Source organism: Pseudomonas sp. GW822-FHT03F08 (assembly GCF_058801265.1).
This window is the reverse complement of record NZ_JBXANC010000008.1, coordinates 364,176-386,150: the sequence shown is the minus strand read 5'-3', so window position 1 is coordinate 386,150 and position 21,975 is coordinate 364,176. Positions and strand designations below refer to the sequence as shown.

General features: G+C 61.4%; 19 protein-coding genes. 14 read left to right on the top strand and 5 right to left on the bottom strand.

Features of this window, described 5'->3' with window-relative positions:
* Positions 1-35: 35 nt before the first annotated feature.
* The 9 genes from AC1RME_RS21855 to AC1RME_RS21815 all read left to right on the top strand — a co-directional run bounded on the left by AC1RME_RS21855 (position 36) and on the right by AC1RME_RS21815 (position 11,493).
* Positions 36-1,889, top strand: coding sequence for an IucA/IucC family protein (locus tag AC1RME_RS21855; protein ID WP_096820694.1), 1,854 nt, complete (start codon positions 36-38; stop codon positions 1,887-1,889).
* A 13-nt stretch (positions 1,890-1,902) separates the two neighbouring features.
* Entirely contained in the window at positions 1,903-3,147 is a 1,245-nt protein-coding gene (locus AC1RME_RS21850) for an MFS transporter (protein WP_096820693.1), read from the top strand.
* A 14-nt stretch (positions 3,148-3,161) separates the two neighbouring features.
* The gene (locus AC1RME_RS21845; protein WP_096820692.1) at positions 3,162-4,346 is read left to right on the top strand and encodes an aminotransferase class V-fold PLP-dependent enzyme; all 1,185 of its coding nucleotides are present in this window, start codon (positions 3,162-3,164) and stop codon (positions 4,344-4,346) included.
* A gap of 84 nt (positions 4,347-4,430) precedes the next feature.
* Complete coding sequence (locus AC1RME_RS21840; RefSeq protein WP_096820691.1) at positions 4,431-4,946, top strand: sigma-70 family RNA polymerase sigma factor; 516 nt, start codon at positions 4,431-4,433, stop codon at positions 4,944-4,946.
* Complete coding sequence (locus AC1RME_RS21835) at positions 4,947-5,924, top strand: FecR domain-containing protein (RefSeq protein WP_096820690.1); 978 nt, start codon at positions 4,947-4,949, stop codon at positions 5,922-5,924.
* A gap of 92 nt (positions 5,925-6,016) precedes the next feature.
* Positions 6,017-8,434, top strand: a complete 2,418-nt coding sequence (locus tag AC1RME_RS21830; protein ID WP_493091737.1) for a TonB-dependent siderophore receptor — start codon at positions 6,017-6,019, stop codon at positions 8,432-8,434.
* A gap of 64 nt (positions 8,435-8,498) precedes the next feature.
* A complete protein-coding gene (locus tag AC1RME_RS21825; protein ID WP_493091735.1) occupies positions 8,499-9,686 on the top strand; it encodes an ABC transporter substrate-binding protein in 1,188 nt (395 codons plus the stop codon).
* Positions 9,683-10,744, top strand: coding sequence for a FecCD family ABC transporter permease (locus AC1RME_RS21820; protein ID WP_096820687.1), 1,062 nt, complete (start codon positions 9,683-9,685; stop codon positions 10,742-10,744). Before AC1RME_RS21825 ends, AC1RME_RS21820 begins: the two co-directional genes overlap by 4 nt.
* Positions 10,738-11,493 carry an ABC transporter ATP-binding protein gene (locus AC1RME_RS21815; protein WP_096820686.1) on the top strand — a complete coding sequence of 252 codons (756 nt, stop codon included), beginning with the start codon at positions 10,738-10,740 and terminating at the stop codon, positions 11,491-11,493. The genes AC1RME_RS21820 and AC1RME_RS21815 overlap by 7 nt, the downstream gene beginning before the upstream one ends.
* Positions 11,494-11,627: 134 nt before the next feature.
* On the opposite strand, the gene AC1RME_RS21810 is transcribed toward AC1RME_RS21815, so the two are convergent.
* Together AC1RME_RS21810 and AC1RME_RS21805 are read right to left on the bottom strand one after the other, a co-directional pair.
* Entirely contained in the window at positions 11,628-12,014 is a 387-nt protein-coding gene (locus AC1RME_RS21810; protein WP_096820685.1) for a DUF5376 family protein, read from the bottom strand.
* Between the two features lie 59 nt (positions 12,015-12,073).
* Positions 12,074-14,200 carry a TonB-dependent receptor family protein gene (locus AC1RME_RS21805; protein WP_493066235.1) on the bottom strand — a complete coding sequence of 709 codons (2,127 nt, stop codon included), beginning with the start codon at positions 14,198-14,200 and terminating at the stop codon, positions 12,074-12,076.
* 144 nt (positions 14,201-14,344) lie between these two features.
* Here AC1RME_RS21805 and AC1RME_RS21800 point away from each other — a divergent pair, with 144 nt between their 5' ends.
* Positions 14,345-14,665: a hypothetical protein gene (locus AC1RME_RS21800; RefSeq protein WP_096820720.1), complete on the top strand. Its 321-nt coding sequence runs from the start codon at positions 14,345-14,347 to the stop codon at positions 14,663-14,665.
* A 73-nt stretch (positions 14,666-14,738) separates the two neighbouring features.
* Here AC1RME_RS21800 and AC1RME_RS21795 read toward each other — a convergent pair whose 3' ends face one another.
* The 3 genes from AC1RME_RS21795 to AC1RME_RS21785 form a co-directional block, all read right to left on the bottom strand.
* Entirely contained in the window at positions 14,739-15,365 is a 627-nt protein-coding gene (locus AC1RME_RS21795) for a DUF3885 domain-containing protein (protein ID WP_096820683.1), read from the bottom strand.
* A 46-nt stretch (positions 15,366-15,411) separates the two neighbouring features.
* Complete coding sequence (locus AC1RME_RS21790) at positions 15,412-15,684, bottom strand: DUF4189 domain-containing protein (RefSeq protein ID WP_096820682.1); 273 nt, start codon at positions 15,682-15,684, stop codon at positions 15,412-15,414.
* Between the two features lie 64 nt (positions 15,685-15,748).
* Positions 15,749-16,519 carry an AraC family transcriptional regulator gene (locus tag AC1RME_RS21785; RefSeq protein ID WP_096820681.1) on the bottom strand — a complete coding sequence of 257 codons (771 nt, stop codon included), beginning with the start codon at positions 16,517-16,519 and terminating at the stop codon, positions 15,749-15,751.
* A 224-nt stretch (positions 16,520-16,743) separates the two neighbouring features.
* On the opposite strand from AC1RME_RS21785, the gene AC1RME_RS21780 reads away from it, so the two are divergent.
* From AC1RME_RS21780 to AC1RME_RS21765, 4 genes are all read left to right on the top strand, one after another.
* Complete coding sequence (locus AC1RME_RS21780; RefSeq protein WP_096820680.1) at positions 16,744-18,375, top strand: APC family permease; 1,632 nt, start codon at positions 16,744-16,746, stop codon at positions 18,373-18,375.
* A 22-nt stretch (positions 18,376-18,397) separates the two neighbouring features.
* Entirely contained in the window at positions 18,398-19,324 is a 927-nt protein-coding gene (locus tag AC1RME_RS21775) for a 4-hydroxyproline epimerase (RefSeq protein ID WP_096820679.1), read from the top strand.
* 55 nt (positions 19,325-19,379) lie between these two features.
* On the top strand, positions 19,380-20,327 hold the full coding sequence (locus tag AC1RME_RS21770) for a dihydrodipicolinate synthase family protein (protein WP_096820678.1): 948 nt from the start codon (positions 19,380-19,382) through the stop codon (positions 20,325-20,327).
* Positions 20,328-20,395: 68 nt separating this feature from the next.
* The gene (locus AC1RME_RS21765) at positions 20,396-21,973 is read left to right on the top strand and encodes an aldehyde dehydrogenase (NADP(+)) (RefSeq protein WP_096820677.1); all 1,578 of its coding nucleotides are present in this window, start codon (positions 20,396-20,398) and stop codon (positions 21,971-21,973) included.
* The last annotated feature ends 2 nt before the right edge of the window (positions 21,974-21,975 follow it).

Here is a 21,975-nt window from a genome sequence, read left to right as displayed (position 1 = left end):
CTTTTCATTAATTTCTCGACGAGCAGATAGCTGATATGGATGACTTCAAGACACTCATCGCCTACTCCCGCAAGAACGCCCTGCGACGGATGATCCGTTGCCTGTTTGCCGAAAACATTCTGGATCGCTCGGGCCTGCGCTTCTCCGCAGCCGGCAACGAGGCCACGTACGCGCTGAAAGACGGCCGTTCCCAAGTGTTCTTTTCCAACATCGCCAAGGGCCCGGCGGACACCGTGGTCAATGACGGCGACGTGATCCTGATGACCGATGAAGGCGTGCGCCAGGTGATCTACACCCATCAGGATTTGCTGGATGTGCTGCGCGACAGCTTCGATTTCGAGCCGACCGATGAAGGCATCGCCGGGCTCAAGTCGGACATGGAAAACAGCCTGATGAACGATGCCCATGCTCGTCAGTATCGCCAGCAATGGAACGCACGACTGGCTGCCGCCGCCCGGGAACAGGGCCTCGACAGCCTGACCGATTACCTGCGCCAGCACGCCAGCACCAAGGACGCCGCGATCCTCCTCGACCAGTGGGGCTCGCTGGAAGGTCACCCGTATTATCCGACGTGGAAAGCCCGGCCGGGCCTGAGCGACGAAGAAGTCGAGCAACTGTCGCCGGAGTTCAACGCCCAGGTGCCACTGCGCATTGCCGCGTTGCGCGCCGACATGGCGAAAAGCGAAAGCATGCCCCACGTGACGGACTACCACACCTGGTTCGCCAGCAACTTCCCGACTCAATGGGAGCAATGGAAAGCGTCGCTCAACAGCAAGGGCCTGGACGAATCCCAATGGTTGCCACTGCCGATTCACGCGTGGCATTTGCAGGCTTACGTGCTGAAGCACTTCGCGGCGGAAATCGCAGAAGGCATCCTCATCATCGACGGCCCGGACATCCAGACCCTGCCGACCATGTCGTACCGCACGATGATGCCGGTACTCAAGGAGAGCGCGCCGCTGATCAAGTTGCCGATTGCCGTGTGGATGACCAGCGAGCTGCGTAGCCTGCAGGCCAAGTCGATCCACATGGGCCCGCGCATCAGCACCGTCATCGCGAAAATCCTCGAGGTCGAGGATGGTTTCGAGCAGCGACTGGAAATCTTCCCGGAAGAAATCGGCGTGCGCTACAAGAACGCGATCACTCAGGACGACCACCCCGGCCGGCATCTGTCAGTCGTGTTCCGCGCCAGCCAGCAAGCGTTCGAGCGCACCGATGAGTGTCTGCCGATCACCGTGGCTTCTCTGTTCACTCGCTTGCCGGGCAGCGGCCGGCCGTTGTTCACCGAGTTGATCGAGCGCGATGGCGTTCGGGCCAATGCCGCCCAGGTCGAAGACTGGTTTCGTCAGTACGCCAAAGTGGTCACCCATCCGGTGATTGCAATTTACTTGATGTACGGCATCGGGCTTGAGGCGCACCAGCAGAACACGATGGTGCTGTTTTCCCCGGATGGCAAAGCACGTAGTCTGCTGATCCGCGATTTTGGCGATGGCAGGACCTACGCTCCATTGCTGGAAGGACGCGGCTACACCCTGCAACCGCATGTGCAGCCGGGCATTCTGCCAACGGTGTTCGAAGGCGATATCGAGCCGGTGCGCATGTTCGTGCTCGACGCGGCGTTCCTCACGCATCTGCATGAAATGGCCTTGTGGCTGACCAAGGAGTACGCGCTGGACAACAATCGGATGTGGGACATTCTGCGTGAAGAAACCGAGCAGGCTTTTACCGCGGTGCGCGAGCGTGTCGCGCCGGATCTGTGGGAAGTCGAACGCAAGGCCTTCCTCAATGATCCGTGGCCGACCCGTTCGTTGTTGCGCATGCACATGATGCAGTACTCCAACTACCGGATTCAGCACACGCTGACCAACCCGCTCAATGTCGTTCAATAACCGAGGCTGACTCATGACCCATGCAGGTGCCATCGCGGGTTCGCGCGTAAGAGTCCTGATTTATCTTCTGTTCGCGATCCAGCTCATTTCGATGGGTGCGATGGAAATGAGCGGGCCGTTCTGGCCCGTCCACCTGCGAGGGCTGACATCTTCGGACTCGCTCTTCAGCTTCGCCAGCATCGCCGTGTACGTTGGGCCGATGCTGGGCATTATTCTGACCAGTGCATTCTGGGGCCGTATCGGCGACCGCTACGGCCACAAGTTGATGATGATCCGCGCCCTCGCCGGCCTGTCATTGACCCAGCTTGGGCTGGCCTTGTGCAGTGATATCTGGGTGATCCTGATCCTGCGCTTCCTGCAAGGCGCCTTCGCCGGTTACATCGCCCCGGCCCAGGCGTATGGCGTGAGTATCGAGGCCCCTTCACGCCGGGCGCGACTGTTCGCGATCCTGCAGATTTCCACCAACGTCGGCTCGTTGCTCGGCGCGGTGGTCGGCGGACTGATCCTCGATTACGCGACGTTCTTCTGGATCAACATGATCGCGGCGGTGCTCTGTGCCATCTGCACCGTGGTCGCAGCCGTAACGTTGCCGGACGTGCCGCCGGTGAAGAAAGCTCCGGTCGCCGACAAAGCGGCTCCGGTCAGCCACAACACCAGCGTCTGGCAAGGCACGCCCCTGCTGTCGCTGCTGGGCGTCATGGGCATTTTGCTGCTGGCGCGGATGCTGCCGCAGACGTCTTTTTCGCTGTATGTCAGCTCGGTGTTCGAGGTCAGTAACTCGGTGGTCGGGCTGTGTTATGGCTTGCTGGCGCTGGGTTTCATTCTGTCGGCAACCGCGTGGTCGCGTTACTTCGAACACCGTACCCAACAGGACACCTTGCAACGCATCACTTATGTCGTCCTCGGCTGCATTGCGCTGACAGCACTCGCCGGCGTCACCCGCAACCCGATCATATTCGTCGGCACATACTTCATCTGGGGCGTATTGCTGGGCGCCACGACGCCGGTACTGATGGCGCTGATCTCCAAAACCGCCGACAGCTCACGCCAGGGCTATGTGCTGGGCATAGCCCAGAGCACCGCACAGTTTGCGTCCATCGCCGGCATCTCGGCCGGTGGGCTGCTCAGCCAGGTCTACGGTTTGCAGTACACCTACCTGTTTGTCTGCCTCGCCTACATCCTCGCGCTGATTCCCATCGTTGCGTTGCGCTACCGGCCCATGGTCATGCAACCGAGCCAGATCCCGCCGGGCGACTGATCAAGGAGTTCGCTTTGAACATTGAACAACTGCGCGCCGACACCCCGGGTGTCGAGCAACTCATTCACTTCAACAATGCCGGCGCAGCGCTGATGCCCGATCCGGTGATCGAGGTGATGACCCGTCACCTGCAACTTGAAGCCCGGATCGGCGGCTATGAAGCCGCCGGGCAACAGGCCCGGGAAGTGGAAGACGTCTACGACGCCATCGGCCAACTGATCAACGCTCTGCCCGGAGAAATCGCGGTCATTGAAAACGCGACCCGCGCCTGGGACATGGCCTTCTATTCATTGCCGCTGCGGCCCGGCGATGTGGTGCTGACGTCGACCACCGAATACGCCGGCAACTACATTCCCTATTTGCAACTCAAGCAGCAGCGCGGGATCGAGATCAGGGTCATTCCCAACGATGAACAGGGCCAGGTGTCATTGCCGGCGCTGCGGGACATGCTCGGCGATGACCGGGTTGCCCTGGTGTCGCTGCCGGTGATCGCCACCAACGGCGGCCCGGTGCAGCCCATCGAACAGATCGGCGCCCTCGCCCGCGCGGCCGGGGTTCTGTTTCTGCTGGATGCCTGTCAGGGCGTCGGGCAGATGCCGATCGATGTGCAGAAAATCGGCTGTCACATGCTCGCCGCCACCAGCCGAAAATACCTTCGCGGCCCTCGGGGCATGGGGCTTCTCTACGTCGAAAAGACCTTGTGCGAAAGCCTCGAACCGGCCTTTCTCGACCTGCACGCGGCTTCATTGCTGACCCCGGACACCTTCAGGATTCGTGGAGATGCCAGGCGTTTCGAAAACTGGGAATGCAACGTTGCCGCGAAACTGGGCATGGGTGCGGCGGCCCGGTATGCCCTGATGCAAGGCATCGAGCCGATGTGGCAGCGCATTCAAGGATTGTCAGTTCACCTGCGCAATCGCCTGAACGACGTACCCGGCGTCACGCCGCAGGATCGGGGCGCGGTCAAGTCTGGCATCGTCACCTTCACCTGCAAGGACGCCAGCGCGGCGCAAGTCCAGGCATGGCTGGCGGGGCAGGAAAAACGCATCAACGTCACCACCTCGACCTTCCGCTCGACCCTGCTCGACATGCAGCAACGGGACCTGCTGGAAGTCAGCCGCGCATCGCTACACGCCTACAACACCGAGGCTGAAATTGATGCCATGGTAAACGCGTTGTTGAGAATGCCCCGCACCTGAAAACGGATGCTGATTCGCGCTTGCGTCGCGGGCTCTTTGTACACTAGCATTGGGAATACTTCTCAATTGCAAAACACTGCAGCCATGAGCGAAACCCTTCCCGCGAACAACGACAACCACCTGCGCGTGATCGAAGCGCTGTACAGCGGTCATCACGGCTGGCTGTACAACACGCTGAAGAAAAAACTGGGTAACGCCATGGATGCGGCGGATCTGGCGCAGGATACCTTCACCCGGATCCTCGCCTCCCAGGTCACGACCATCGAGCAGCCCCGGGCATACCTGAGTTGCGTGGCGAAGGGCATCCTCATCAACTGGTATCAGCGCAAGGCACTGGAACGCGCCTACCTTGATGCCCTCGCGCATTTGCCTGCGCCGGAAGTGCCCTCCCCCGAGCTGCGTTTCGTGGTGCTGGAAACCCTGCACGAAATCGACGCAATGCTCGACACCCTGCCGCCGCTGGTCAAACGCGCATTCCTGCTGTCGCAGATCGGCGGTTTGAAATACGCCGACATCGCCGAGCAGCTGGACGTCTCGCTGATCACCGTCAAGCGCTACATGAAACAGGCTTTCGTGCAGTGCCTGATGCTGGTGGAATGAATGCTCACGCGTCGCAGTGAACCGCCGCTCGATCCGAAGATCCTCGAAGAAGCCGCCGAGTGGCTGATGCGTCTGAGCGAAAACGACCTCAGCGAGACCGAGCGCGCGGAATGGGAATACTGGAAAGTCAGCAGCCCCGAACGCAATCGGGCCTGGTCCCGTGCGCAGTTGCTGCAAAGCAAGTTTGGCGGCCTGCCACCGTCGCTGGCGATGTCGGCGCTGGATCGCCCGAGCAACCCGGAACGCCGCGCAGCCCTCGGCAAACTGGCCTTGCTGTTGGCGGCGGTGCCGGCCGGTTGGGGCAGCTGGAAACTGGCGCAATCGCAACAATGGTCCGCCGATTACCACACCGCCGTGGGCCAGCGCCGCGAACTGACCCTGGCCGATGGCTCGCAAATCACCCTGAACACCGACACGGCCATCGACGTCTTGTTCGACACCCGTCAGCGGCTGATCAATCTGCGCGAAGGCGAAATCCTGGTGCAGACCGCGCCGGACAACGCCGCGCAGCCTCGGCCCTTTCTGGTCAGCACCCGGCAGGGCCGGATGCAGGCGCTGGGCACGCGATTCACCGTTCGTGAATGGCAGCCGCGCACCCAACTCGCGGTCCTCGAAGGCGCCGTCCAGGTCGAATTGGCCGACAGCCCTCAGCGCACGCCGATCATCGTCAACGCCGGGCAGCGTACCGACTTTTCATCGCAGGCTTTTGGCTCACTGAACCCGACCGACCGCAACGTCGGCGCCTGGACCCAGGGCATGCTGATGGCCGACAAGATGCGCCTGGCGGATTTCGTCGTCGAACTGGCGCGTTATCGCCGGGGTTTCGTGCGCTGCGACCCGGCCATTGCCGACTTGCGCATTTCCGGGGCCTTTCCCATCAGCGATACCCAACGTTCGCTGAACATGCTGGCGCAGACCTATCCCGTGCACGTCTCCGGGCACTTGAGCGGCTACTGGGTGACGCTCTCACCCGCCTGAGCAAAAAATCACCTCGCAGGTGATACTTTTTTTGATCTCGGCTGGCAATGAAAGGAACAACCATTCCACCTCGTCCATAGGGTCACTCCTTCATGCTCGTTGCACGACCCTTGCCTCCGGATCGTCTGCTACTAAAGCCCGTTCTACGCAGTGTGTTGCTCAGCGTTGTGCTGGGCCTGGCCGGTGGCACGTTCGCTCTGGCCGCCGGACCGACGCAACTGGACGCGGTCACCGTTCGAGCCTACAACATCGCGCCTGGACCGCTTGGCGTAACCCTGTCGAGTTTTGCCGTGGACGCCGGGATTGCCCTGTCGTTTCAACCATCGATCACCGAAGGCCTCGTCAGCCCGGGACTGTCAGGCAGCTACTCGGTCCAGGACGCGGTGTCCCGTCTGCTGGAAGGCAGCGGCCTGGAAATGGTCGCCCGCAGCGACGGCACCTGGACGCTGGTGGTACGCCGGGTCACGTTGTCGGACACCACGATCGAAGGCACCGACAGGCGCAGCGACAGCTTGCCGTCGGTACTGCCGGGTGGTCAGGCCGCTCGCGGCGGACGTCTCGGCATGCTGGGCAACCGCGACGCGATGGACACCCCGTTCAGCGTCAGCAGCTACACCTCGACGTTGATCAAGGACCAGCAGGCTGTCACCGTCGGCGACTTGCTGGAGCGTGACTCTTCGGTGCGCTCCACGGGACAGGCCGGAGGGATTGTCGACTCGTTCTTCATCCGTGGCTTTCCCGTCGGCGAAGGCAACCTCGGTGAACTGGCGTTCGACGGCGTGTACGGCGTGGCTTCCAATTATCGGGTGTTCACCGAATACGCCGAACGCATCGAACTGGTCAAAGGCCCCGGCGCCCTGCTCTACGGCATGTCACCCAACAGCGGTGTTGGCGGCGTGATCAACGTGGTGCCCAAGCGTTCGCTGGACGAAGACCTGACCCGCTTTACCACCAGTTACGCCTTGAATACCCAGGTCGGCGGTCACGTCGATGTCAGTCGGCGCTTTGGCGAAGAACGCCGGTTCGGGGTGCGAATCAATGGCAGCGTCCAGCAAGGTGAAACGGCCATCGACAAACAATCGCGGGAAGTCGGCATCGGCGCGATTTCCCTCGACTATCAGGGCGACCGCCTGCGCACCACACTGGATCTGATCAACCAGAAAGAGAGCTTCGACGCCGCGTCCCGACCGTTTCTGATCGCCCCCGGCGTGGAGATTCCTTCAGCAGCCAACGGGCGCACCAGCGTCAGCCAGGAATGGGGCTGGTCGGAAACCCGCGATAAATCGGCGTTGCTCGGTGGCGAATACGACCTCAACGACAACCTGACGCTGTTCGCCCATGCTGGCGGAGGCCGATCGGATGTCGCGCGCATGTCCGACCAGACACCGACCATCATCAACGAAGCGGGCGACACCTCGTCGATCCCCGGCTATTACAAATTCGAAGTCCAGCGCTACACCGTCGACGCGGGTGCACGCCTGCGTTTCGACACCGGGCCGATCAGTCACAGCACCGCCCTGCAAGTCACCCGTTACCGCGATAACTTGTCCCGAGGCATCATTTCCGGCCCGGCGATCCTGTCGAACATCTACCACCCGATTGACCGCCCGAAACCCGCGATTGCCAAGCCCGATACGCCGAAGGTCTCCGAAAGCGAACTGTCGGGTGTGGCCCTCGCCGACACGCTGTCGATGCTCGACGAACGCCTTCAAGTCACGCTCGGCGTGCGCCAGCAAAACATCAAATCGGATAACTACAACGCGGCCGGCTTCGTCACCACACATTACGACAAGAGCAAATCCACGCCGCTGTTCGGGGTCGTCGTCAAGCCTTGGGATCATGTCGCGTTCTACTACAACTACGTCGAAGGCCTGAGCAAGGGTGACATCGCGCCGTCCGCCGCCTCCAACGCGGGCGAGATCTTTTCCCCTTATGTGTCCCGGCAGCAGGAAGTCGGGGTCAAGCTCGACTACGGCCGTTTCATGTCCACCATCGCCCTGTTTCAACTTGAAAAGCCCAGCGGCGAATTGGCATCCGGGGTGTTCGCGGTCAATGGCGAACAGCGCAACCGTGGCGTCGAACTGAACATGGCCGGCGAGATCGCATCAGGCACGCGCCTGCTCGGTGGCGTGACGCTGCTCGACGGCGAACTGACCCGCACCGGCGTCGCCGCCAATCGCGGCAATAAACCGGTCGGCGTTCCCGAGGTGCAAGCCAACCTCTGGGCCGAATGGGACGTCCCGCAAGTCGAAGGCCTGACGTTGACCAGCGGCGCCATTTACACCGGCAGCCAATACGTCGATCAGGCCAATACCCAACAACTGGACGCCTGGACCCGCTTCGATGTCGGCGCCCGCTACGCCACACGCATCGCCGAACGACCGACCACTTTCCGGGCCACCGTGCAGAACGTGTTCGACCGCGAATATTGGTCGGGCGTCGCCTCCTACGGTGCGTTCTCTCAAGGTGCGCCTCGGACCCTGTTGCTCTCGGCCACTGTCGATTTCTGAAACGTCCGGCCCGGAGCGGCGCCTGGCGTCGTGGTCCGATCCGGCTTTTGCAAAGGCATACACCATGGTTAACGTTTTTCGCCGCCGCCAGACCTTCGCCGCCCTGCTGTTTGCGGGGTTGCTGGGCCTGTCCTTGTCTTCCTTGATGCCGAGCAGCGCGCAGGCTGCCGAGCCGGATCCGGCCCTGGGCAGCGTGACTGATTTGCAGGGCCGCACAGTCAAGGTTCACTTGCCGGTGCGCCGGGTGATCCTGGGTGAAGGTCGGCAGTTGTATCTGGTGGCCGCGCTGGATACGCAGAACCCCATCGAACGCATCGTCGGCTGGCGCAAGGACCTGATCCAGTCGGACCCGGACACTTATAACGCCTACCTGCGCAAATTCCCCGACATTGCCAAGATCCCGACCTTCGGCGGTTTCGAGAGCGGCACCTTCGACATCGAACAGGCGATTTCCCAGAAGCCTGACGTGATCATCCTCAACATCGAAGCCCAACACGCGACCGAGGATGCACGCTACATCGAGAAACTCGACGCCCTGGGCATCCCGGTGGTGTACGTCGACTTTCGCAACAACCCCATGCAGAACACCGAGCCGACCATGCGCCTGTTCGGCAAGTTGTTCGGCAAGGAACAACGCGCGGAGGCCTTCATCGATTTTCGTAACCAGCAGATCCATCGCGTCACCGACGTCATCGAAAAGCGCCACCCTGCCCGTCCCAGCGTGTTCATCGAGCGCATAGGCGGCTACACCGATGACTGCTGCCTGAGTTTCGGCAACGAGAACTTCGGTCTTTTCGTCGACATGGCCGGCGGCAACAACATCGCCCGTCGGATCATTCCGAGCACCTTCGGGCAACTGAATCCTGAGCAAGTGATCGTCGCCAACCCCGACCATGTTGTGGTCACCAGTGCCGACTGGGAAGCCTTTGCGCCGGGCGGTCACTGGGTCGGCGTCGGCCCGGGCGCGGACCTGACCGAAGCCCGGCGCAAACTGGCGTGGTACACCCAGCGCCCGGCCTATGCCGGCATCAAGGCGCAGAACACTCAGGCGTTTCATGCGATCTGGCACCAGTTCTACAACAGCCCTTACCAGTTCGTGGCCATTCAGCAATTGGCCAAATGGTTCCACCCGGAACTGTTCGCCGATCTTGACCCGGATGCCGCGTTTCGCGAGTTGCATGAGCGGTTTCTGCCAGTGCCTTACGAACCGGGCTATTTCGTCAGCCTGCAAAAAACCGAGGCCAAACCATGAGTTCGCTGGGCGAAGCACCGATTGTGCAGAGTGTCACTTACCGTCGGCTGGTGCTGCGTAAACGGCTGATTCTGCTTGGGCTGTCCGTGCTGCTGATCTTCAGCGTGCTGCTCGACCTGGCGCTCGGCCCGGCCCGTTACAGCCTCAGCGAAGTGCTTGGCGCGCTGATTTCACCGGATACTGCGTCGGCACAAGTGCGCGTGGTGATGTGGGACATCCGTCTGCCGGTGGCGTTGATGGCGGTCGCTGTCGGCGCGGCGCTGTCGCTGGCCGGTGCGCAGATGCAGACCATCCTCAACAACCCGCTCGCCAGCCCCTTCACCCTCGGCATTTCTGCGGCGGCCGGTTTCGGTGCGGCGCTGGGGCTGGCCTTTGGCGTGGCGCTGTTTCCGCTGGCGGCGCAATACATGGTGCCGCTCAATGCGTTCATCATGGCGATGCTTTCGGCGCTGCTGATCCACTTCATGAGCATGCGTCGCGGGGTGACAGCCGAAACCATCGTGCTGCTCGGCATCGCCCTGGTGTTTACCTTCAATGCGCTGCTGGCGCTGGTGCAGTTCTTCGCTACCGAACAAGCCGTGGCGGCCGTGGTGTTCTGGACCATGGGCAGCCTGACCAAAGCCACGTGGCCGAAACTCGGGGTGATCTGCGTGGTGATCCTCATCACTCTGCCGATCTTCGCCAAACGCGCGTGGGCGATGACCGCCCTGCGCCTGGGCGATGACAAGGCCGCCAGCTTCGGCATCAATGTGCGCAGCCTGCGTTTTCAGACGCTGATCATGGTCAGCCTGCTCGCGTCGTTTCCGGTGGCATTCGTCGGCACGATCGGTTTTATCGGGCTGGTCGGGCCGCACATTGCGCGGATGCTGATTGGCGAGGATCAGCGGTTTTTCCTGCCGGCCTCGTTGCTGACCGGTGCGCTGATCCTGTCCGCCAGTTCGGTGGTCAGCAAGACGCTGATTCCGGGAGCGATATTCCCCATCGGCGTGGTCACGTCACTGATCGGCGTGCCGTTCTTCATTTCTCTGATTCTCAACGGAAAGAAAAACTCATGGTGAAGATCCGGCTCGACAACCTCGGCGCCCGCTATGGGCAGCGCGAGATCATTTCTGGTGTCAGCACCGCGACGTTTACCGGCGGCCAGGTCGTGGCGGTGGTCGGGCCCAATGCGGCGGGCAAATCGACGTTGTTCAAACGCATGGCCGGGCTGATCGATGGCCCGGGCGAAGTGATTCTCGAAGGCTCGAAAAAAGGCACTCAAGGCATCAGCTACATGCCCCAAGGCCTGAATGCCAGCGCGCGGTTGACGGTGTACGAATCGGTGCTGCTGGCGCGTAAGCAACTGACGCCCAACTGGTCGGTTCACGACGATGAGTTGCAACTGGTGGACGAAATTCTCGATGCGCTCGGGATCACCGAGCTGTCGTTCCGCAACCTCGGCGAACTGAGCGGCGGCCAGCAACAGTTGGTGTCAATCGCCCAGACCCTGGTGCGCGAGCCGGAAGTCCTGTTGATGGACGAACCCACCAGCGCACTCGACATGCACCGGCAGGTTCAGGTGCTGAACTTCATGAAAGCCCTGGCGCGCCGGCGCGAAGTGATCGTGTTCATCGCCATTCACGACCTGAATCAGGCGCTGCGCTTTGCCGATCAGGTGCTGGTGATTGCCGGCGGCACGGCCCATGGCAGCGGGCCGAGCCATGAAGTCATCACCGAGCCGATGCTGCGCACGGTTTACAAGGTCGAGGCACGGATCGAGCAATGCAGCCGCGGGCAGCACCATATTCTGATCGACGATATTGTTTGAGGGTTACCCCGTCAGACTGCAAAGGCAGGGATGCCGAAAGCTATTGGGTGTCGGGTAAAAACGTCAGGCAAGCGAAACCGGTCTTGGTACGCCATTGCTGGATGGCTGAACACTCTCCCGATCGCCGGCCAGGCTCAAATTTCCAGCTCTCGTGTCACCTCTTTATCGGGTGGCAACACAATAAAATCCCGCCATGCCATCAAGGCTTTTTCAAAGGATTCCAGACTGAGAAATTCACAATAATCGTCTTCCATCAGGAAATAGATCTTTACGGAGTCCTTTGAAAACTCTGATCCCCAATCTTCACGACCCCAGCTATCGAATTCGACCTTTGACTCCTTCACCGATTTGATCCGCGCCAGACCCACGTCTATCCACTCCAGCGAGTGTATATGCCCGCAGCCCCCATCATCGGTCAGGATGCAAGACAAAGGGCTCGCACCATCGTCCTTCATGACGTTTGAACTACAGTGCGGAAACAAGTCGTCGAACGCTTCTTCCCAGGAGAATCGCAATTTCATTTTTGGTTCCATGCACCAGAGATAACTGATCGATAGGGTTTGACACTCAAGCACCAGCCTCAGAGCAGACTCCACGACACCCCGACATACATCGCCATGCCCTCGCCCGGCGTTGAGCGTGCGGCATCCAGTCCTTTATCGTCATAGCCCGGCGTAACTGTAGCGGCGTAGTGCTTGTCGGTCAGGTTGCGCATGTCCAGCCAGGTCTGCCAGTCGCCCTTGGGTGCGTTGTAACCGAGGGTCGCGCCGAAGGTGGCGTAAGGGTCGGCGTAGTAGCTATTGGCGTAATCCACCGCCACTTTCGACACCAGTTGCGTGTTGACGGCGGCGAAGAAGCCCTGCGGGAAGTCGTAGCGCAGTTCGCCCTGGTAGTAATGCATCGGCAAGCCCGGCAAGCGGTTGTCGCCGAAGCGATCGTCGTCGCGGTAATGGAAATCGCTGAAGGTGTAGGCCTGGCGCAGGCTCAGCTTGCCGCCATCGTTCGCCGACCACAGATTGCTGTTGAGGCTCGCCTCCACACCTTGATGCACCGTAGGACTGGCATTGAGTTCATAAGGCGTGGTGGCGTTGGCGTCCGGCAATACCGAGAGCAATTCGTGGCGCACCTGGGCGTAGTACCACGCCAGGCTCCATTCGCCGAGTGCGCTGTCGCCACGGCCGCCGAGTTCCAGGGTGGTCGCGGTCTGGTTCTGCAGTTTGACCGGATCACGCTGAGTGCCAGTGGCGGCGCCGCTGCCGGCCGGGAACCGTACGTTGGAGCTGTAGATCAGCGACCACGGATGCGGCGCTTCGACCGAGCGGCTGAGGTTGCCGAACAGTTGCAGGTCCGGCGTCACCTGATAACGCAAGCCCAGACGTGGCGCGTAATCCCAGTCGCCGAGGCTGGTCTTGCCACCACCCTCCGGGTAGGTCACGGCGCTTTCGCGGCGGGTGTAGATCGCGGCGAGGCCGGTGGTCAGCCACAAGTCATCGGCGATTTCCAGGTCGTTGCCCACATGCAGAACAGAATCCGAACCCTGATAAGTGAAGTTGCGCATGTGCGTACCCGGCGCATAGCCGGCGGTGTTGCCGGTGGGAATCCGCACCAGCTCGCTCGCACCGTCGTTAGGCAAATGTTTGGTCACCCGCAGGCCGACCGTGCTGTGGCTTTCGAGGCCCCAGAGGGTGTCGCGGCGCTTGTAGTCGAACGTGCCGCTGACATCGGTGTACGCCACTTTCAGACGGTTCGGGCCTTCGCGCAGGTCCATCGGGTAGTCGTGATAAACGAGGCCGGTCTGGATGCTCGAATCGTCGTCGATGTAATACGTGGTCTTGTTGCCGATGAAGGTGCTGCCGGGCTGATCGCGGCTGTCGTTGCGCGTCACGTAGGCCGGGTTGGCCGCCCGTGGATCGTGCTCGATGGCGTGCTTGGTCACCCGCCCGGCGAGGTCGTTGTCGGTCTCGCGGTGACGAATGTAGAAGCGGGTTTCCAGATTCGGATTGAAGCGATAACCGAAGTTGGCAATCACGCCCTGGCTCTTGCTCGCGGTGTGATCCTGATAACCGTCGGAGTGTGCATCGGTCATCGACAGGTAGTAATCGAAGTCGCCCAGCACCTGGCCCGAGCTGACTTGCCGCTGGGCATAACCGTGGCTGCCCATAACGTAGCGCACATTCAACCGAGGCGCGTCGTAGCCGGTGTGGCTGACGTAATCGACTGCACCGCCCAGTGCCAGGGCCCCACGATCGAAACCGTTGGCACCGCGCAACACTTCCACATGGTCGAGCCACAGCGGTTCCAGCAATTCATAGGGTGTGCCACCGGGGCCGGTCAGCGGCAGACCGTCGAGCATCGTGTACAGCCCCGACGCGTGAGCACCAGGAGCCCGATTGATGCCCGAACCACGAATCGAGATTTTCACCCCCTCGTTGCCCGCCGACTGGGCATACACCCCCGGCTGATACGCCAGCACATCCTGATTGCTCGCCACCCGCCCCTGCATCGGGCGGCGCATATCGACCACGTTGGTGCCACCGGGCACCTGTGCCAACCGGGCCTTGGCCTCCTCCAGCGAAAGGTCTTCGCCGCTCTGGTCTTCAGCCCCGATCAGCACCTGCCCCAACTCCATGCCCTGAGACTCGGCTTCCACCGGACAAGCAAGGGCCAGCCCCAGCAATGCAGCGGGCAGTGTTTTGAGCGAGGGCATCGAGAGAACTCCAGACAGACAGAAACGGGCAGTGAGAACTGCGACGTATGAATGAACGAAGTAAACACATGGTGATTTTGTTTTTTGTCAGGTAAACAGGCGGCTGAAATGCTGGATTGTGATTTGAACGAGGGAGATGCAGGGATGGCCGAAGCAGTATTGAAGACGAAACTGGTCAATTTTCTGGCCCCCAGCGGACTCTGGGTTGGCGGGAAGGTGACGGTGACCCACTCCACGATTTTCATGAGCGCCAATGCCATGAACCGTATGGTTCAGGACGGGGTTCTGGATATTGAAATCCCCATGGCATCGATTCGAAAGGTCAGCCTGGAATGGGGGTTCATGACCAAGATTGTGTGTCTGGAAACCGACTACGGCTACTTTTACTTCCGTTGTTTCGGGGCGAAAGAGATGGTGTCAATGATTACCAAAATGTACGTGTCGCGGGCCTTGCAACGCACCTAGTGAACGGGACTTGATTCAAATGCCCTTGAGCCCTCGGACCTCTCTGATCGGCATCAAGGGCCCGGGGCCAATCTCAGGCAGCGCCCGCGAAGTCAGCGTCCATCGCGGGCCGGTCGTAATCGAGGAGATACGCTTGATGCCGGTGATACAGCCTTGAAAGCAGATCCTTGTTGGGCCCGACCACGTCCATTCCTCGGTCGTCGTAAGGGAAAACCATCACTTCGGCCTTCAAATTGAACAGGTAGACCGCGCAGCGTGGATTCGGCGCAATGGCGCCAAAATCCGTGGCCAGTGCGCACCAGAGCAATGCTTGAAGCAACCTTGCGGGCGCTTCGAATGCGAGGTTGATCCAGTACTCGGGTTCGCTTTCGCAGAACCAGTCATCCGGATCAGTGCGTTCACTCCAGATCGAGCGCTCTGCAGGTATCTCGATGCCAGCCGACCGAAGGGACTGAAGCAACGCTCGATGGGCAAATCGCTGACCGCCGGAGTGAAAGCGCAGACAGGTCACCAGCGTGGGCTCGCCACTGAAAATGTCGGTGCAGATCTCGGTCGATTTTCGCAAGGCCAACAGGAACTGTTCGATCATCCCTCCCGTTTCGGAGAGTTCGAAACGCAGTCCTCCCGGGCAGGAATAAAACAGCGGCCTTGCGAAGGCCTGGTCGGTAAAAATCCGCTCGATTTCAAGATGAAGATTCACTGAAGTCCTTTCCGGTCAATATGGCTCGGGCGGCTATCGCGCCTTATCAATTCTTGCACTTGGACACCACCACCTGGCAGGTACCGGGCGTCCCGCCGGAGCGGCCGGCGTAGCGCATGCAGTTATCCATGGATTTTTTCTGTGCCTGGCCCAGGGTCGATCCCCAGGCCAGGCCACCCTCGCCCATCGTCGGCACCGCTTTGGCATAGCAGCGATCACCGGTGGTCGCGTAGTGAGCCTTGCTTGAGCAGGACGCTGTGAGCGTCAACAGGATCGCGCACAGGCCATACGAGCATCGGCGTACCCAGATTTCGCTCATCTCGTTTCACCTTCAGCAAAGGGGGCTGGCGTGTTCAGTCTAGCCGCGATGACTCGCAAGCCTCTCATTGTTCCGTCGCCTGTCGATACTGACGCGGCGTGAATCCGGTCGAGGCCTTGAATTGTCGGGTAAAAGCGCTGTGATCGGTATAGCCGCATTGCAGTGCAACCTCGGTGATCGGCATGTCGGTGTGAAGCAAGCGATGGGCATGTTCCAGTCGTACTTTCTGGATCATCTGCCGTGGCGTCAGGTGGAACACCCGTTTGCAGTAGCGCTCCAGCTGCGCCACCGAGATACCGGCGATCCGGGTCAGTTCACCCAGCGTCACCCGGCGATTGAAATGCGCGCGGATGTGTTCGTCGACAGCGGCCAGACGCTCGAAGGCCGGGTGGGTTTCGCTGGCCGATTGCAGGTCCACCGAAATCCCCGCCAGGCCGATGATCGCGCCGTCGCGGTTGTACAGCGGTCGTTTATGGGTCAGGCACCAGCCTGGTTCGCGACTGCCGTACAGGTGCAATTCCAGCTGATCCTCCAGCACCCACCCTTCTTCCAGCACCCGACGATCCTGCTCGGTGTAGCCCGGCCCCAGTTGCGCCGGGAACACCTGCGCACTGGTTTTACCGAGCAACGGTTTCAGGTCTTTCAACCCGCAGCGCTGCACCAGCGTGCGGTTGGCCATGACATAACGCGCCTCGACATCCTTGATGAAAATCGCTGCATTCGGAATCACATCCAGCATCGGCAACAACGCAGCCACGCCCGCCACCAAGGCTTCGAGGGTCTGGGGGCGATTGCGCTCATCACCCTCGCACAGGATCGCAAATGCGTTCTGCATCGTCAGTTTTTCCTTCGCGGATGGATCGGCTGTACGGCGTTCGCGTGCAGATTGCAGCAACGTCCGCAGCCTGTCGAGGCCTGCTGTCGTTCAGTGCAATTGTGCTGATTTCGTCATCCAGACCTGCGCAAAACATCAATCGCCCGACGCCTGATGAGTTCACTGTTTAGCCGTTCCAGTGACTTCACACCTGCCTATCCAATAACTCACAAGAAGGCGATGCCATGTCAGGCCAAGGCAAGTTCAAAAAACAACTTTCATTGATCGACCTCACCTTTATCGGGCTCGGGGCGATCTTCGGTTCGGGCTGGTTATTCGCGGCCAGTCACGTCTCCGCGATTGCCGGGCCGGCCGGGATTTTTTCCTGGCTGCTGGGCGGTTTCGCCGTGTTGCTGCTGGGCATCGTCTATTGCGAACTGGGCGCGGCGCTGCCCCGGGCTGGCGGTGTGGTGCGCTACCCGGTCTACAGCCACGGGCCGCTGCTGGGTTACCTGATGGGCTTTATCACGCTGATCGCGTTTTCCAGCCTGGTGGCAATCGAGGTGGTTGCCTCTCGCCAATATGCGGCGGCGTGGTTTCCCGGCCTGACCAAGACCGGCAGCGGTGATCCGACGGTGCTGGGCTGGCTGGTGCAGTTCGGCCTGCTCTGCGTGTTCTTCCTGCTCAACTACCGCAGTGTGAAAACCTTCGCCAAGGCCAACAATCTGGTGAGCGTGTTCAAGTTCATCGTGCCGCTGCTGGTGATCGGCGTGCTGTTCACCTTCTTCAAACCCGAAAACTTCCAGGTTCAAGGCTTCGCCCCCTTCGGGCTCTCGGGCATCGAGATGGCCGTTTCCGCCGGCGGCGTCATCTTCGCCTACCTCGGCCTGACCCCGATCATCTCGGTGGCCAGTGAAGTGAAAAACCCACAGCGCACCATCCCGATTGCGCTGATTCTTTCCGTGCTGCTGTCCACCGCGATCTACGTGTTGCTGCAAACGGCTTTCCTCGGCGGCATCCCTACCGAATTGCTCGCCAATGGCTGGGCCGGGGTTTCCAAGGAATTTGCCCTGCCGTATCGCGACATCGCCCTGGCGCTCGGTGTGGGCTGGCTGGCCTATCTGGTGGTGGCCGACGCGGTGATCTCGCCCAGCGGCTGCGGCAACATCTACATGAACGCCACGCCACGAGTGATCTACGGCTGGGCGCAGACCGGCACCTTCTTCAAAATCTTCACCCGCATCGATGAGAAGTCCGGCATCCCGCGTCCGGCGCTGTGGCTGACGTTTGCCCTGTCGGTGTTCTGGACCCTGCCGTTCCCGTCCTGGGAAGCGCTGATCAACGTAGTGTCCGCCGCACTGGTATTGAGCTACGCCGTGGCCCCGGTCACCGTCGCCGCACTGCGTCGCAATGCACCCGACATGCCGCGCCCGTTCCGGGTCAAGTGCATGGGCCTGCTCGGGCCGGTGTCGTTCATCATCGCCGCGCTGATCGTCTACTGGTCAGGTTGGGACACCGTGTCCTGGCTGCTCGGTCTGCAGATCCTGATGTTTGTCGTGTACCTGCTGTGTGGTCGTTTCGTGCCGACCCAGCATCTGAGCCTCGCCCATCAAGTGCGTTCATCCGCGTGGCTGATCGCCTTCTACGCCGTGACCATCGTCCTGTCGAAACTCGGCACCTTCGGTGGTCTGGGCATCCTCGCCCACCCTTTCGACACGCTGGTCGTCGCCGCTTTCGCCACCGGCATTTATTACTGGGGCGCCGCCACTGGCGTACCGGCGCATCTGCTGCGTCTGGAGTCCGAAGAGGATGAAAGCGAAGTCACTTCGGCGTCGCCGGCCTCCGCTTCCAACCCGCGCGCTGCCGGCGCTTATTGAAATCATTTGAAGGGACACGTCCATGAAACGAGTACACGTCATTGATTCGCACACCGGCGGCGAACCCACGCGTCTGGTGATGAAGGGTTTCCCCGATCTGCCCGGCAACACCATGGCGGAAAAGCGCGATGCCCTGCGCAGCCAGCACGACCGCTGGCGCCGGGCCTGCCTGCTGGAACCGCGCGGTAACGATGTGCTGGTGGGCGCGCTGTATTGCGAACCGGTGTCGCCGGACGCCACCTGCGGCGTGATCTTCTTCAACAACGCCGGCTATCTGGGCATGTGCGGCCACGGCACCATCGGCCTGGTCGCCTCCTTGCAGCACCTGGGGCTGATCGCGCCGGGCGTGCACAAGATCGACACGCCGGTCGGTCCGGTCAGCGCGACGTTGCATGAAGACGGCGCCGTGACCCTGGGCAACGTGCCGGCTTATCGATTGCGCAAACAAGTGGCGGTTGAGGTGCCGGGCTACGGCCGTTTCCTCGGCGATATCGCCTATGGCGGCAACTGGTTTTTCCTAGTGTCGGAGCACGGACAGACGCTGACGATGGACAACGTCGAAACCCTGACCGACTTCACCTGGAAAATGCTCAAGGCCCTCGAGGACCAGGGCATTCATGGCGAGGACGGTGCTGCCATCGACCACATCGAACTGTTCGCCGATGACGACCACGCCGACAGCCGCAACTTCGTCATGTGCCCCGGCAAAGCCTACGACCGTTCACCGTGCGGCACCGGCACCAGCGCCAAACTCGCTTGCCTGGCCGTCGACGAAAAACTGGCGCCCGGCGAGCGCTGGGTACAGGCAAGCATCACCGGCAGCCAGTTCGAAGGTCGCTTCGAATGGGCAGGTGAACGCGTGCGCCCGTTCATCACCGGCCGCGCCTACATGACCGCCGACAGCACGCTGCTGATCGACGAAGAAGATCCGTTCGCGTGGGGCATCTGAGCCGCTGCGCTGCTTTTCCAATCCAATCCGAATGACCGTTCTAAGGAGAACAATAATGAGCGACAACATCTTCACCGGCTGCATGCCCGCCCTGATGACCCCGTGCACCGCCGCACGCAAACCGGATTTCGACGCCTTGGTGGCCAAGGGACGTGAACTGATCGATACCGGGATGAGCGCCGTGGTCTATTGCGGTTCCATGGGTGACTGGCCGCTGCTCACCGAGGCCGAGCGCCAGGAAGGCGTGGCACGCCTGGTGGCCGCCGGGATTCCGACCATTGTCGGTACGGGCGCCATCAACACCCGTGAAGCAGTCTCCCATGCTGCCCATGCCGCAAAAGTCGGTGCTCAGGGTTTGATGGTGATTCCGCGGGTGCTGTCCCGTGGCGCTTCGCTCGCCGCGCAAAAAGCCCACTTTGCAGCGATTCTGCAGGCCGCGCCGAACTTGCCGTCGGTGATCTACAACAGCCCCTACTACGGCTTCGCGACCCGCGCCGACCTGTTCTTCGAACTGCGCCGCGAGTACCCGAACCTGATCGGCTTCAAGGAATTCGGCGGTGGCGCCGACCTGCGCTACGCCGCCGAGCACATCACCTCCAAGGACGATGACGTGACGCTGATGGTGGGTGTCGACACTCAGGTCGTGCACGGTTTCGTCAACTGCAACGCCACCGGTGCAATCACCGGCATCGGCAACGCCCTGCCTCGCGAAGTGCTACAACTGGTGGCGCTGAGCAAACAGGCGGCCAAGGGTGACGCCAAGGCACGACGTCAGGCCCGGGAGCTGGAATCGGCGCTGGCGGTGCTGTCGTCCTTCGACGAAGGCACGGATCTGGTGCTGTATTACAAACACCTGATGGTGCTCAACGGCGACAAGGAATACACCCTGCATTTCAACGAGACCGATGCCCTGAGCGACTCGCAGCGTCGCTACGCGGAAGCCCAGTACGCGCTGTTCCGTCACTGGTACGAAAACTGGTCGACGGAACAGAAATTCGCCTGACCGGCCGCTTCGCTTCAGCCCGCCGCCCACATCCGCGGCGGGCCTTCATTCTTTTCCAGGAACCTGCCATGTCTCTTACGGGCAAACTGCTGATCGGTCAGCAAACTATCTCGGGGGATCGCGAGATCATTCAGGGAATCAACCCGGCCACCGACTCGCCGCTGGAACCCGCTTACTCCGGCGGCTCTGCCGAGCACGTCGAACAAGCCTGCGCACTCGCCTGGGCCGCGTTCGACCGCTATCGCGAGACAGCGCTGGACGCACGCGCTGAATTCATCGAATCCATTGCCAACGAAATCGAAGCCCTCGGCGATGAGTTGATTGAACGCGCCATGGCCGAAACCGGCCTGCCGCGCCCTCGCCTGTTGGGCGAACGCGGGCGTACCTGCCAGCAATTGCGGCTGTTCGCTCGCACTGTACGAGCCGGCGAATGGCTGGATGTGCGCATCGACAGCGCCCAACCACAGCGCCAGCCGATTCCGCGCTCGGATCTGCGTCAGCGTCAGATTGCGCTGGGGCCGGTGGCGGTGTTCGGCGCGAGCAATTTTCCACTGGCGTTCTCCGTCGCTGGCGGCGATACGGCTTCGGCACTGGCCGCCGGCTGCCCGGTGATCGTCAAGGCCCACGGCGCTCACCCCGGCACCAGCGAACTGGTCGGCCACGCGGTGGCACGGGCCGTCAAGGCGTGCGGTTTGCCTGAGGGCGTGTTCTCGTTGTTGTACGGTTCCGGGCGCGAGGTCGGCATTGCGCTGGTCAGCGATCCACGCATCAAAGCGGTGGGGTTCACCGGTTCGCACATTGGGGGCCTCGCGCTGATCAAAGCGGCTCAGGCTCGCCCCGAACCGATTCCGGTGTATGCGGAAATGAGTTCGATCAACCCGGTGCTGCTGTTTCCCGCCGCGTTGCACAATCGCCCGCAAGCGCTGGCCGAAGGTTTTGTCGCCTCGCTCACGTTGGGCGCCGGGCAGTTCTGCACCAATCCCGGCCTGGTCATCGCCCTCAAGGGGCCGGCGCTGGACACCTTCATTGGCGCCGCCGCCGAGCTCATCCAGCGCAGCCCGGCCCAGACCATGCTCACCCCCGGCATCTTCAATGCTTACGAGTGCAGCGTGAATGCACTGGCGGAAAATCCGCACGCACGTCTTGCAGTGGTCGGCCAGAGAGGAACAGGTCCGAATCAGGGGCAGGCCCATGTCTTCATCACCGATGCTGCGGACTTTCTTGCCGATCACGCGCTGCAAGCCGAAGCGTTTGGCGCGGCGTCTCTGGTCGTGCAATGCGCTGGCCACGATGAGGTCCGTCAGGTGCTCGAACAGCTGGAAGGTCAACTGACCGCCACGCTGCATCTGAATGACGCGGATCTGGATCAGGCCCGCTCATTGCTGCCGACACTGGAACGCAAGGCCGGACGCTTGCTGGTCAACGGCTGGCCGACCGGTGTGGAAGTGTGCGATGCGATGGTGCATGGCGGACCGTTCCCGGCCACGTCCGACCCGCGCACCACGTCGGTCGGCACGGCAGCGATCCTGCGATTCCTGCGCCCGGTCTGCTATCAGGACTTCCCCGACGCCTTGCTGCCCTCCGCACTCAAACAGGCCAATCCACTGGCACTGCGACGCCTGCTCGATGGCCAGAGGGAAGCCTGAAA